The following is a 13,293-nucleotide window of genomic DNA, read 5'->3' as shown; positions in this document are numbered from 1 at the left end:
CTGTCTGGACAATGCGGCAATGGAGAGCTTCTTCGGGACACTGAAGTCGGAATTCTTCTACCTGAACAGCTTTGACAGCATCGAAAATCTGGAGGCTGGGCTGGTGGAATACATCCAGTACTACAACCAAGAGCGCATCAAATTGAAATTGAAAGGCCTAAGCCCGGTAAAGTACCGGGAGCAGGCCCAATCGGCCGCCTGACCCCGTCCAACTCTCGGGGGTCACTTCAAGGACGGGTTTACGGCGTCCCCGTACTACCCACCCACCTGGCCAGCCCTCAGTAACCCGGCTTTCCGCGATCAACCAACACCCACGAGGGGCTGCGCCGTTGGCTGGGAATCACCCGCGATGCCGGATCAACAACTGACTCATCAGCGCCCGCAGCGCCGGCGGCTTCACCGGCTTGGCCATCATTCCCCAGCCGCGCTCGGCGGCCATCTCACGCAATCCCGCATCGCGCTCGGCAGTGACCAGCACTACCGGCGGGCGGGCCTGCCACAGTTCGGCCAGTGTCTCGTACAGCACCGGGCCGTGGTGATCGCCCATGCGCACATCCAGCAGCACCAGCTCCGGTACCGCGCCTGTTGCCGCCAGCTGCAGCGCCGCCTGCGGGCCGTCGGCCAGCGCCACCTCGCAGCCCCAGCGCTCCAGCAGCGCGCGGCTGGCGGCGCAGACGTGCGGATCGTCGTCGATCACCCACACCCGGCGCCCGCGCAGCGGATTGTCCGCGGCCGGTTCCTGCACCAGTACCGGCGCGGGCGCAGTGGCCGGAATCGCGCTGGCCTCGCCGAACGGTACGCCCACGGCGAACACGCTGCCCTGACCCAGCTGCGAGCGCAGCCGGATTGGATGGCCGAGCAGACGGCCGATACGGTCGACAATCGCCAGGCCAAGGCCGGCGCCGCGCTGCTGGCCGTCGTGCAGGCGGCGGAATTCCTCGAAGATTTCGCCCTGCAACGCGTCGGGAATGCCGGGCCCCTGATCGTGCACTTCGATCCACAGCAGGCCTTCGCGGCGACGGCAGCCGAGCAGCACGCGGCCGCGTTCGCTGTAGCGCAGCGCGTTGGACAGGAAGTTCTGCAGGATGCGGCGCAGCAGGGCTTCATCGCTGACCACCACCGCAGTGGTATCGACCCAGTCGACTACCAGCCCACGCGACTGCGCGGCGATGCCGAATTCGCGCGCCAGTGTCTGCAGCAGCGGCCCGAGCCGGAACGCCTGCACACGGGTCGGCAGGCTGCCCGATTCCAGGCGCGCGATATCCAGCAGACTGTTGAGGATCGCGTCCTGCGCAGCCAACGCGGCATCGATATGGTCGCTGGTCTGCTGCTGCGCCGGGTCGCTCAGCTTGCCGCGCAGCACCGAGACGAACATGCGTGCGGCATTCAGCGGCTGCAACAGGTCGTGCACGGCCGAGGCGACGAAGCGGGTCTTGTAGCGGTTGGCCTGCTCGGCCTCGCGGCGTGCTTCGTCCAGGTCGCGGGTACGTTCGGCGATGCGGTGCTCCAGCGCGTCGGCCAGCGAGCGCAGTTCGCGCGCAGCGTTCTTGTAGCTGGTGATGTCGGCGTAGCTGGTGACGAAGCCGCCGTCGGGCAGCGGGTTGCCGCGGATCTCCAGCACGGTGCCGTCGTCCTTCTCGCTCTCGCGCATATGCGGGCGGCCGCTGCGCAGGTGGTTCAGGCGACGCTCGATGGCCTCGTCCACCGGGCCGGGACCGAGCAGGCCACGGCGTGCGTTGAAGCGGAACAGTTCCTCGATCGGCCGCCCCACGCGCACCAGGTCCAGCGGAAAACGGAACAGCTCCAGGTAGCGCGAATTCCACGCGACCAGGCGTAGCTCCCGGTCGATCACCACCACGCCCTGCGGCAGGTGTTCGAGGCTGCGGCTGAGGCCGCTGTCGGCGTCGGTGGCGGCCTGCAGCAGGCCATCCTGGGCGGTGCGAAGTTCCTGTGCATGTTGCTTGAGCAGGGTTTCCAGCTCGCGGCGGCTGCGCAGGCGATGCTTGGCCAGGCGTCGGCGCTGCTGCACGAACAGCACCAGGAAGCCCAGCGCCAACCACGCGGCACCGCCGGTAAGCGCGGCTGCACGGCCGGCGGCGGTGGCCGCGCCCGCATCGTGCAGCAGATGCAGGTTCCATCCTTCGGCGGGCAAGGGCAGGCTCTGCCACAGCATCGGCTGCGGCAGTGCCGGATCCAGCAGGCGCACCATGCGGCCACCATCGGCCAGTACGTCTTCGGTACGTGCGCGCAATGGCTGCAGGGCGCGGTCGGCGTACTGGCGGGCATCGAGCATCTCGCGGCGCTCATCGGCGCCCAGCGGACGCAGCAGCCGGTAGCGCCAGCTGTCACGGTTGGCCAGGAACACCACGTCGTGGTCGTCGCTGGCCAGCACCACGTCGGGGCTGCTCAACCATTCCTGTTCCAGCGCGGACAGCTCGACCTTGATCACCACCACGCCGAGCCGCTTGCCGTCTTCCTCGATGGCCTGCGACAGGTAGTAGCCGGGCACGCCGGTGGTCATGCCGATGCCGTAGAAGCGACCGCGGCCCTGCGCCAGTGCCTGGCGGTAGTAGGGGCGGTAACTGTAGTTCTCACCGACATTGGTGGTCGGCTGGTCCCAGTTGCTGGCCGCCACTGCCACGCCGTCGTGGCCGACCAGGGTCAGGGTCGAGGCACGGGTGACTTCATTGGCGCGTTGCAGCTTGAGGTTCAGCCGCTGCCGTTCGCTGGGCGAGGGCGGTACGCGCAGCGCGTGCAGCAGATCCGGATCCAGCGCCAGTACCTGTGGCAACGTGCCGAAGCGGTCGATGCGCTGCTGCAGGCCCTGGCCGTACAACTGCAGCTGGCGTTGTACCTGGCTGCTTTCCTCGCCCAGTGCGCGCCGCCAGGCGTAGTGGCCGGCAGCGACCGCACACAGCACGGTGCCACCGACCATCACCAGGATGGTCAGCAACAGCATCCGGTGGCGGCTGAGCCAGTACATGGCGGCAGTCTACGCAGGGCCGGCGGGCGTGGCGTGCACGCCCGCCGGGATCTGACGTGGAAGGGGTCAGAAGTGCATCTGCGCGCGCAGTTCGAAGATCTCCGGCGTGCTGTGCACACCGCGACGGCTGGCGTCGACCTTGACGTAGTTGGCCTGGAACTTGAAGTGGCTGGTCAGGTACCAGTTCGCACCCAGGGTGAGGTCGTGCTGGCGGCCGCCGAGGATGCTGCCATCGTCGAGGTCCATGCGGCTGTAACGGGCCACCAGTTCCACCGCGCCGTAGTCGTGCGCCGGCTTGATGTTGGCCACGGCACCGGCGTTGTATGGGCGCGATTCGCCGGTCAGCACCCAGCTGGCCATCGCGTACTGGCCGCTGCCGGTGTAGTCGGGCTTGCCGTCATGACGGGTGACCGTGGCGCGCAGGGCTTCAGCCTGCAGCGAGAACGGCCCGCGGATCCAGATGCCTTCCAGGCCGGTGCGGCGGATCTGGTCGGCGGTGACCAGCGCGCCGGAATCGACATAGCGGATGTCGGTCAGGCCGGCCTCCGGGCGTGCGCGCAGGCGTGCGCTGGCCTCGTGGTGCACGTCGCGGCCATCGCTGTAACCGCGCGGGTTTTCCTGCGAGTAGGCCAGGCCCAGGTGGATTACGTCACCCGGCGCCTTCACCGGGGTCCACACCGCACGCACGGCCTGGGTGGTGCCCGGGTTGTCACCCTGCAGGTCCTTGCCGCCATAGGCGCCGGCCTGCAGCAGGTACTGCGGGCGCTCCAGCACCCATTCCACACCCGTGCGGCGGCCAGCGTAGAAGGCCTGCACCGGCAGTGCGGTTTCCAGGAAGCTGCCGGCGCGCGAAGACGTGTTCGCGTCCAGGCCGACCGGGGTCTTCATGTAGCCGAAGCGGAAGCGGCCGATGTCGCGGCCGAAGAAGGCCTTGCTTTCGAAGCGCACGAACACGTCCAGCCAGGTATCGGACTGGAAGTCGTAATAGACCATCGCGTCGTAGACGCCCTTCTTCTTCAGCGTCGCACCGAATTCCTTGCGGCGCACGGCGTCGTCGTCCTCAAGGCCGCTGCCCGAGGAGAAATCGTTGTAGTCGTAGGCGATGTTGGCGGTAGCGGCCAACTCGGTGCCGTCGCCGAAGGCGTACTTGGTCGGCCAGTTGTCGAAATCGGCAGCCGAAGCGAAGGCGGGAAGCGCGGCCAGCGACAGGGCCAGCAAGGTGGGAATCGGGCGCATGATGGGTGCGGCTCTCTCAGATTGCGTGTGGACAGGACAACAACGGCCGCAAGGGCCGGAACTTTCGCAATGACGCGCCCGGCCGTTCAGCTCGGGCCACCGGCCTCCCCGTGATCGGGCGGTGCGGCGCCAGTGTAGGCACCACCGCCACCTGAACCGGGGGGCTAGTACCAATAGGTTATCTGCGCCGGCGTGCCTGGCGCGTACAAAGGCGTCCATTGGTCGCACCCCCTGCGCGTGCAGCACAGGGTCTGCGGTCAGTTTCCACGGTAACGGTTCCCGTGCAGTCCCGGGGCCGTACGTGCCTGAAAACGCCCCTTCCGGAGTCCGCCATGCACATCCCGACCGCAGCACCGGTGCCTGCAAAGCCGTTGCCGATCTATCGCCAGCTGTACTTCCAGGTGATCGTGGCGATCGTCCTGGGCGCCATCCTCGGCCACTACGAACCGTTGATCGGCGAGAAGATGAAGCCGCTCGGCGATGCCTTCATCAACCTGGTGAAGATGATCATCGCGCCGGTGATCTTCCTGACCATCGTCACCGGCATCGCCGGCATGACCCACCTGCGCACGGTGGGCCGCGTGTTCGCCAAGGCGATGGCGTACTTCCTGTTCTTCTCCACGCTGGCACTGATCGTCGGCATGATCGTGGCGCACGTGGTGCAGCCCGGCGCCGGCATGAACATCAACCCGGCCGAGCTGGACCAGACCGCGGTGCACAGCTACGTCGAGAAGTCGCATGACCTGACCCTGGTCGGTTTCCTGATGGACATCATCCCGAAGACGCTGCTCAGCGCGTTCGTCGATGGCAACATCCTGCAGGTGCTGTTCGTGGCCGTGCTGTTCGGCATCGCGCTGGCTTCGGTGGGTGAGAAGGGCAAGCCGATCGTGAACTTCCTGGAAGCGCTGGTCGCTCCGGTGTTCAAGCTGGTGCACATCCTGATGAAGGCCGCTCCGATCGGTGCCTTCGGTGCAATCGCCTTCACCATCGGCAAGTACGGCGTCGGCTCGCTGATCAACCTGGCCTGGCTGGTGGGCTCGTTCTACCTCACCGCCTTCCTGTTCGTGGCGGTGATCCTGGGCCTGGTCTGCCGCCTGTGCGGCTTCTCGGTGTTCAAGCTGGCGCGTTACCTGAAGGCCGAACTGCTGCTGGTGCTGGGCACCTCCTCGTCGGAGTCGGCGCTGCCGTCGCTGATGGAGAAGATGGAACGTGCCGGCTGCAGCAAGTCGGTGGTGGGCCTGGTGGTCCCGACCGGCTACTCGTTCAACCTGGACGGCACCAACATCTACATGACCCTGGCCGCGCTGTTCATTGCCCAGGCCACCAACACCGAACTGACCCTGGGCCACCAGATCGCCCTGCTGCTGGTTGCCATGCTCAGCTCCAAGGGAGCGGCTGGCGTTACCGGCGCCGGCTTCATCACCCTGGCCGCCACCCTGGCGGTGGTGCCGGAGGTGCCGGTGGCCGGCATGGCGCTGATCCTGGGCGTGGACCGTTTCATGAGCGAATGCCGTTCGCTGACCAACTTCATCGGCAATGCCGTGGCCACCGTGGTGGTCTCGCGCTGGGAGGGGGCGCTGGACCGCAACCGCCTGAAGCTGGCGCTGGATGGCCGCGAAAGCGAACTGCCGCCGCTGATCGATGCGGTGCCCGAGGCGCTGCCGGCCAGGGGCTGATCCAGGTGTGTGGTACCGCGGGGCCGATCACGACAGTGGTACGGCCCCGCGGCGTTTCAAGGCGTCCCATGGCTGTCATGGGAGGCACCGAAGCTGGTGCCGCGGTACCGTCGCATACGGCACGGAATTGTGCGGTCGCAGCATGCATGCGACAGGATAGCGACAGGTCCAGACGCTCCAACGGGGGTATCATCCCCTGTCCCTTCTGCCCATTCATGTAACCCACATCGATGTCCAACGAAGATTTCAAACAGGCCGCCCTCGATTACCACCGGATGTCCCCGCCGGGAAAGATCAAGGTTTCCGCTACCAAGCCCATGCTGACCCAGCGCGACCTGTCGCTGGCGTATTCGCCGGGCGTGGCGTACGCCTGTGAAGCGATCAAGGCCGACCCGCAGCAGGCCAGCGAGCTGACCGCCCGCGGCAACCTGGTGGCGGTGATCTCCAACGGCACCGCGGTGCTGGGCCTGGGCAACATCGGCGCGCTGGCCGGCAAGCCGGTGATGGAAGGCAAGGGCGTGCTGTTCCAGAAGTTCGCCGGCATCGATGTGTTCGACATCGAAGTGGACGAAACCGACCCGGACAAGCTGGTCGACATCATCGCCTCGCTGGAGCCGACCTTCGGCGGCATCAACCTGGAAGACATCAAGGCGCCGGAATGCTTCGTGGTCGAGCGCAAGCTGCGCGAGCGCATGAAGATCCCGGTGTTCCATGACGACCAGCATGGCACGGCGATCATCGTCGGCGCGGCCGTGCTCAACGCCATGGCGATCACCGGCAAGAAGATCGAGGAAGTGAAGCTTGCGACCACGGGCATGGGCGCAGCCGGCATTTCCTGCGTGAACATGCTGGTGCAGCTGGGCCTGAAGCCGGAGAACATCCTGGCCTTCGACCGCGAGGGCGTGATCCATACCGGCCGTACCGACCTGGACCCGGAAAAGCAGCGCTATGCGCGCGACACCGACAAGCGCACCCTGGCCGAGATCGTCGACGGCGCGGATATCTTCCTGGGCCTGTCGGCACCGGGCATCCTGACCGCCGACATGGTCAAGACCATGGCGCCGGATCCGGTGATCTTCGCGCTGGCCAACCCGACCCCGGAAATCATGCCGGAACTGGCGCGCGCCGCCCGTCCGGACGCGATCATCGGCACCGGCCGTTCGGACTACCCGAACCAGGTCAACAACGTGCTGTGCTTCCCGTACCTGTTCCGTGGTGCGCTGGACGTGGGCGCGACCGCGATCAACGAGGAAATGAAGATCGCCTGCGTGCGCGCCATCGCCGCGCTGGCACGCCGTGCGGCCACCGACATGGGCTCGGCCTACGGTGGCGAGACGCCGAGCTTCGGCCGTGAATACCTGATCCCGCGCCCGTTCGACCGCCGCCTGCTGGTGGAGCTGTCGGCCGCCGTGGCCCAGGCCGCGATGGACTCGGGCGTGGCCTCGCGCCCGATCGACGACATGGGCGCCTACCGCGACAAGCTGGCCCAGTTCGTCTACCGCACCAGCCTGATGATGAAGCCGGTCTACGACCGCGCGCGCAGCGACAAGCAGCGCGTGGTGTATGCCGAAGGCGAAGAGGAAGTGGTGCTGCAGGCAGTGCAGAACGTGGTCGACGACGGCCTGGCGCACCCGATCCTGATCGGCCGCCCGGAAGTGATCGAGTCGCGCATCGAGCGCCTCGGCCTGCGCCTGAAGATCGGCGAGAACGTTGAAGTCACCAACATCAATGATGACCCGCGCTTCAACGAGTACTGGCAGTACTACCACGGCCTGACCGGTCGTCGTGGCGTGACCGTGGCCGCGGCCAAGAACCTGATGCGTTCGCGCCCGACCCTGATCGCGGCGGTGATGGTGGCCCGTGGCGAAGCCGATGCGATGCTGACCGGCATCGTCGGCCGCTTCCACAAGAAGCTGGGTTACGTGCGCAGCGTGCTGCCGCTGGAGCCGAAGGTCACCTCCACTTCGGCGATGACCGGCGTGATCAACCAGCAGGGCGTGTTCTTCTTCGTCGACACCCATGTGCAGGAAGATCCGACGGCCGAGCAGCTGTGCGAAGCGACCCTGCAGGCCGCCTACCGCATGAAGCTGTTCGGCATCGAGCCGAAGGTGGCGCTGCTGTCGCACTCCAACTTCGGCAGCCACGATTCCAAGGACGCGCTGAAGATGCGCCAGGTGCGCGAGCTGCTGCTCAAGCGCAACCCGCGTCTGAACGTGGACGGTGAAATGCAGGGCGACACCGCATGGGATGAAGCGCTGCGCCAGAAGCTGCTGCCGGGCTCGACCCTGCAGGGCCGCGCCAACCTGTTTGTGCTGCCGAACCTGGAAGCGGCCAACATCGCCTACAACCTGGTGCGTGTGTTCACCGACGGCGTGGCGATCGGCCCGATCCTGATGGGCGTGAACAAGCCGGTGCATATCCTGACCACCAGCGCGACCTCGCGCCGGATCCTGAACATGACCGCCATTGCGGCGGTGGATGCGCAGATCCGCAAGCAGCTGGAAGCGGAAAAGAAGGCGTAAGCCTTCTTTCCAGCGACAGCTGCAGAAACGCGCCCCACGGGGCGCGTTTCTGTTTCCGCGCAGCGGAAACGGGTAGTGCCGGCCGCTGGCCGGCACCCCCAATCATGTCCAGATACACGACGGCAGCCGGTCAGCGGCCGGCTCTACCCCGGTCTGTGCCACACGCGCTACGCAACCCGGTCATGTCCCTGCAACGCCGTTGCGGCCCAATACGCCCACGCGGCCTGGCCGTGGGAAGGGACCGGACCGGCCTTCCCACCCTGGGCCCGACCAACTTCCCATGGGTGAGGGTGTCATGCGTAATCGAGTGACGCGGCGGTACTTCCAGCAGCTGTTCGCGCTCTACGCCGGCTTCGTGCAGTCGCGCTGAGGCCGCGATGCGGTAGCGCCGCGCAATGCCCGGCGAACGTGCAGTGCGTGGGGGCTCAGTGCCGCTTGCCGCGGCGCGCAGGCGCCGGCGGCGGTGTGTCCGAACGCGGCTTGGCGTACTGCGACCACAGCGCCGGCAGTGCCTTGCCGGTGTGCTTCTGCCACAGCGCTGGCGTATAGCGCCCCCCGCGCAGGGCATTGTCCAGGGCCAGCACCAGGCCGGGATGCTCGGCCTCGGCCCATTTCAGGAACGCACCGGTCACCCGGTAGCCGCTGTCGACGTTCTGGCCCTTCTCGACCTTGACCGGCAATGCCCAGCCGGCGGCGGTGTTGTCCATGCCGTAGCGGTCGCGCGCGTAGTCGGCGATGCCTTCCACCAGCCAGCCTGGCACCCGTGCATCGCCGTAGCCGGGATACCCCTGCACGATGTGCATCGCCTCATGGGTGACCAGGTCGATGTCGTTCGGGTGTTGCGCCAGCCAACCCGGATTGATGGTGATCGTCGCTGCCTGGTCCTTGTCGCCGACGAAGGCGATGCCGGTGTAGGCCGGATCGATCACGATGCGCACCATCGACGGCGCGGCCGGATGGAAGTCCGCGCGTTCGCGCAGGTAGGCGAAGAAGAACGTATCGATCACGCGCTTGCGCTGCGGCGCGGCCAGCGCGCCACGCGCGTCCTGGTAATTCAGCGTCACGCCGTCGCGGGTCAGCTGCGTATCGAACGCCTGGGTCTGGCCGAAACTTGAGAAGGACAGGGCAACAAGGGTCAGAGGCAGAAGACGGAAGCGCATGCCGCTCATTGTACGGTGCCGGCCGCCAGCAGTTCGATCTCCGCCAGCGGCAGTCGTGCCGGTGCCGCCAGGCGCAGGCGGTACTCGCTGTAGCGACCGGGTTTGGCGATGCGGAACGGACGGGTCTGGCGGGCGGATTCGAAGTCTTCGCCGCTGCGCTGGTCGAGCGCGGCCCAGCTGCCGCTGCCGTTGCGTGCTTCCAGCGTCCACTCACCGCCGAGGATGCGGCCGTCACCGCTGGTCAGCGTGTACATCGTCGGGGTGCCCTCGGCCAGTCCGGTCAGCGCGATGGTTGCACCGCCGCCCAGGCCCACTGTCGTGCCGGCATCGTCATCGAGCAGCGCGGGCAGGGCACGGCCATCGGCCAACGTCGCCTTCGCGCCACTGCCGAGCAGGTCGTGCAGCAGCTGCGGTCGCTGGCCGCGCGCGGTCAACGAGCGCGGCACATCATCCACGCCACTGCCCCAGCGCGAGGGACGGGGTCCCATCACGAAGTCGAGAGTCGCGCCCTTGGCGATCAGCTCGTGCGGCACCCAGGTCTTGGTCCACGGGGTACCGTTGATCTTCAGCGACTGCACGTAGACGTTCTCGCGCGAGTTGTTGGCCGCATTCACGGTCAGCACCGCGCCACCCTGCAGCTCCACCCGTGCATGCTCGAATGCCGGCGAGCCGATCACGTACTCCGGGGCGCCCATGCGCAGCGGGTACAGGCCCAGCGAGGCCAGTACGTACCATGCCGAGGTCTCGCCATTGTCCTCATCGCCCGGGTAGCCCTGGCCGATCTCACTGCCCACATACAGCCGCGACAGGATCTCGCGCACATGCTGCTGGGTCTTCCATGGCTGCCCGGCGTACAGGTACATCCACGGGATGTGGTGCGCCGGCTGGTTGCTGTGCGCGTACATGCCCATGCGCACATCGCGTGCTTCGGTCATTTCATGGATGGTGCCGCCGTAGGAACCGGCCAGTGCCGGGTCCGCGGTTTCCGGCGTGGCGAAGAAGGTATCCAGCTTCGCCGCCAGCTTTTCGCGGCCACCATACAGCGCCGCCAGGCCCTCGCCATCGTGGGCGGCGGTGAAGGCGAAGGTCCAGCCATTGGATTCGGTGTAGTCGTGGCCCCACACGCGCGGGTCGTAGGCCTTGGCGTCCACGCGCCAGCGACCATCGGCACGACGGCCCTGGAAGAAGCCGGCGGCCGGATCGAACATCGTCGCGTAACTGGCGGCGCGATGGCGGAAGTAGTCGGCCTCGGTGCTGTAGCGCTCACGTGCGGCCGGCATGGCCGCGCGCTTGGCCAGCGCATCGGCCATGTTGGCGATGCCGAAGTCATTGAGTGCGCCTTCCATCGTCCACGACATGCCCTCGTGCACGTCGGCGCTGGCATAGCCACGGAAGGTCGAACGGTCCATGCCCTTGCGGCCGACGTGGCGGTCGGGCGGTACCACGGTCGCGTTCTTCAGCGCGGCGGCGTAGGCCTCGGCCGGATCGAAGCCGCCGATGCCTTTCAGCCATGCATCTGCAAATGCCACGTCCGAGCTGGTACCGACCATCAGGTCGGCGTAACCCGGTGACGACCAGCGCGCGATCCAGCCGCCGGCGCGGTACTGCTCGATGAAGCCCTGCACCAGCTGGCCGGCATCGTCGGGCGTGAACAACGCATAGGCCGGCCAGGTGGTGCGGAAGGTGTCCCAGAAGCCGTTGTTGACGAATACCTTGCCGTCGCGCACGGCGGCATAGCTGCGGGTCGCGCTGCCCTCGGTGTTGTCATCGCTGGCGCTGGCGCTGGCCTGGTTGGCGTAGCGCCACTCCGGTGCGGCGGCGCTGCCCACGTTTTCATGGCCGGAGTTCGGGTACAGGAACAGCCGGTACAGGCTGGAATACAGCGTGGTCTTCTGGTCGTCGCTGGCATCGCCGATGTCGAAGCGGGCCAGGCGTGCGTCCCATGCATCCTGCGCACGGCCGGCCACGCTTTCCAGCGTGTCGGCCGCAGCGATTTCCAGTGCCAGGTTGTGCCGCGCCTGCTCCACCGAGATCAACGAGGTCGCGATGCGCATGGTCACCCGCCGGTCGCTGCCGGCATCGAACTTGATGTAACCGGTCGGGCGGCCGGTGTTGAGGCGCCCACTGCTGCGCCACGGCTTGTCGAAGCTGGCCACCACGTACATGCGGCTGGCGCCGTTGGACAGGCCGCTGCGCGTGTCGGTGTAGCCGGACAGCGTCTGCGTGGCGGCGTCCAGAGTCAGGCCACCGCGTGCATCGACATTGTCGAACAGCAGGTTGGCGTCGCCGCCCTCGGGGAAATCGAAGCGGAACAGCGCAGCATGATCGGTCGGCGCGATGGCGGCGGCGATGTCGTTGTCGAAGCGCACGTCGTAGCGATACGGGCGCGCGCTTTCATGGCTGCGATCGAACGACAGCGCGCGCTTGCGGCGGTCGGCCTCCGGCACGCCACGGCTGGCCGATGGCATCACCTGGAAGGTCTGGCGGTCGCCCATCCACGGGCTGGGCTGATGGCTCAGCGCAAGTGCCTGCAGCTGCGGGCGGTTCTGTGCGTCGTTCTGTTCGTTCCAGCGGTACAGCCAGTTCAGTGCGCCGGCATCGGTCACCGGGGTCCAGAAGTTGAAGCCGTGCGGTATCGCGGTGGCCGGAAAATTGTTGCCGCGCGAGAAGGTGCCGTTGGCCTGGGTGCCACGGGTGGTCAGCACCCAGTCGGAGGCGCGTGTCGGCTGCTGCCTCGGTACTGTGTCCAGGTGCACGTCGTCGATCCAGCCGGAGACCGGCGCACCGTCGGCACTGGCCACGTCCAGTTCGATCGCGACCACGCGGCGGCCCTTCAGCGCGGGCACGTCGCCCAGCCGCACTGCCTTGCGCGCCCACTGCTGCGGATACAGCGTCTTCGACGCGCCCTGCGCACGTGCGCCGAGGGCCACCCCATGCTGGTCACGCGCAGCGCTGGCCGAAACGCGGCTGCCATCGTCCAGCAGCAGGTCCAGTGATACATAGGTCGAGGCCACGGTGTCCTTGCCGACGATCTCCGGCAGCACCAGCCACGACAGGGTGGTATCGGCCTCGATCGGCAGGTCGGTCTTGAACAACTCGCGCCGCGCGCTGCCGCCTTCGCTGCTGTAGCGCAGTGCATGCAGGCCGCTGTAGCCCGCATTGCGCTTGGCGGCGTAAGGCGCCGCAGGGCCGTTGCCGATCGTGACCTGCAGTGCACCCGCGGCCTGCGACGGGGCAGGTTCGCCGGGCTCGAACGAGGTCTGCAGTCCCTGTGCCAGCACCGGCATCGCGGTAGTCGCACAGGCCAGGGCCAGGGCGAGCGGAAGCAGGGCGCGGCGTGGATCGGACAGGGTCATGCAAGGGTCTCCCGGAAGGGCAGGCGGCGGGCAGAACCCGCATCGGCGGACACCACGGACAGCATCGCTCCGCCCGCCGGGATGGCAGTGGAAGAGGCGATGCCGGTCCGGTGGGGGCGGGCCATGCGATCGGGTCGGATTGGGGCAGGCCGGTTCACGACCTGGACCGATCCTGCAACAGCCGTGGCAACCTGACAAGTGCCATTTAGTTCGATCCAAATGCGGGAAATATCGTTGTCGATGGTTTCCTGGGGTGAACCTGCAGGATCGGTCGGGAATTCCCACCGGCACCTCATCCCGAGGCGGCATGCAAGGTCGCAGGGATTCGGCCCGGTACGCCCAAAGACCCGTTGCGGCGCA

Annotated in this window: 7 protein-coding genes; 3 read left to right on the top strand and 4 right to left on the bottom strand. The window is 67.1% G+C overall.

Going from position 1 to position 13,293, the window contains the following annotated elements:
• Positions 1-202, top strand: a 202-nt coding sequence (locus EKL94_RS18120) for an IS3 family transposase (protein ID WP_148105813.1), incomplete at its 5' end; no start/stop codon positions are given.
• Between the two features lie 138 nt (positions 203-340).
• On the opposite strand, the gene EKL94_RS18115 is transcribed toward EKL94_RS18120, so the two are convergent.
• Both EKL94_RS18115 and EKL94_RS18110 read right to left on the bottom strand, forming a co-directional pair.
• Positions 341-2,983, bottom strand: coding sequence for a hybrid sensor histidine kinase/response regulator (locus EKL94_RS18115; RefSeq protein ID WP_126930117.1), 2,643 nt, complete (start codon positions 2,981-2,983; stop codon positions 341-343).
• A gap of 66 nt (positions 2,984-3,049) precedes the next feature.
• On the bottom strand, positions 3,050-4,219 hold the full coding sequence (locus EKL94_RS18110; protein WP_032129108.1) for an OprO/OprP family phosphate-selective porin: 1,170 nt from the start codon (positions 4,217-4,219) through the stop codon (positions 3,050-3,052).
• A 332-nt stretch (positions 4,220-4,551) separates the two neighbouring features.
• Between EKL94_RS18110 and EKL94_RS18105 the strand changes: the two genes are divergently transcribed.
• A complete protein-coding gene (locus EKL94_RS18105; protein ID WP_049398388.1) occupies positions 4,552-5,895 on the top strand; it encodes a dicarboxylate/amino acid:cation symporter in 1,344 nt (447 codons plus the stop codon).
• 230 nt (positions 5,896-6,125) lie between these two features.
• The gene (locus EKL94_RS18100) at positions 6,126-8,417 is read left to right on the top strand and encodes an NADP-dependent malic enzyme (RefSeq protein WP_032129106.1); all 2,292 of its coding nucleotides are present in this window, start codon (positions 6,126-6,128) and stop codon (positions 8,415-8,417) included.
• 425 nt (positions 8,418-8,842) lie between these two features.
• Here the strand turns inward: EKL94_RS18100 and EKL94_RS18095 are convergent, their stop codons facing one another.
• Positions 8,843-9,586 carry a basic secretory protein-like protein gene (locus tag EKL94_RS18095; protein WP_126930116.1) on the bottom strand — a complete coding sequence of 248 codons (744 nt, stop codon included), beginning with the start codon at positions 9,584-9,586 and terminating at the stop codon, positions 8,843-8,845.
• Positions 9,583-12,933 (bottom strand): GH92 family glycosyl hydrolase, encoded by a 3,351-nt coding sequence (locus EKL94_RS18090; RefSeq protein ID WP_126930115.1) that lies wholly within the window; start codon positions 12,931-12,933, stop codon positions 9,583-9,585. The genes EKL94_RS18095 and EKL94_RS18090 overlap by 4 nt, the downstream gene beginning before the upstream one ends.
• Between the last annotated feature and the right edge of the window lie 360 nt (positions 12,934-13,293).

The sequence above is a fragment of the Stenotrophomonas maltophilia genome (assembly GCF_003970865.1).
GTDB lineage: Bacteria > Pseudomonadota > Gammaproteobacteria > Xanthomonadales > Xanthomonadaceae > Stenotrophomonas > Stenotrophomonas maltophilia_AR.
Note: the sequence above shows the minus strand (reverse complement) of the source record. Positions and strands in the feature narration are given on the sequence as shown.

What these genes read in the sequence shown, in the direction of transcription:
- EKL94_RS18115 (WP_126930117.1), bottom strand. Translation starts at nt 2,983, where the DNA reads ATGTACTGGCTCAGCCGCCACCGGATGCTGTTGCTGACCATCCTGGTG.
- EKL94_RS18110 (WP_032129108.1), bottom strand. Translation starts at nt 4,219, where the DNA reads ATGCGCCCGATTCCCACCTTGCTGGCCCTGTCGCTGGCCGCGCTTCCC.
- EKL94_RS18105 (WP_049398388.1), top strand. Translation starts at nt 4,552, where the DNA reads ATGCACATCCCGACCGCAGCACCGGTGCCTGCAAAGCCGTTGCCGATC.
- EKL94_RS18100 (WP_032129106.1), top strand. Translation starts at nt 6,126, where the DNA reads ATGTCCAACGAAGATTTCAAACAGGCCGCCCTCGATTACCACCGGATG.
- EKL94_RS18095 (WP_126930116.1), bottom strand. Translation starts at nt 9,586, where the DNA reads ATGAGCGGCATGCGCTTCCGTCTTCTGCCTCTGACCCTTGTTGCCCTG.
- EKL94_RS18090 (WP_126930115.1), bottom strand. Translation starts at nt 12,933, where the DNA reads ATGACCCTGTCCGATCCACGCCGCGCCCTGCTTCCGCTCGCCCTGGCC.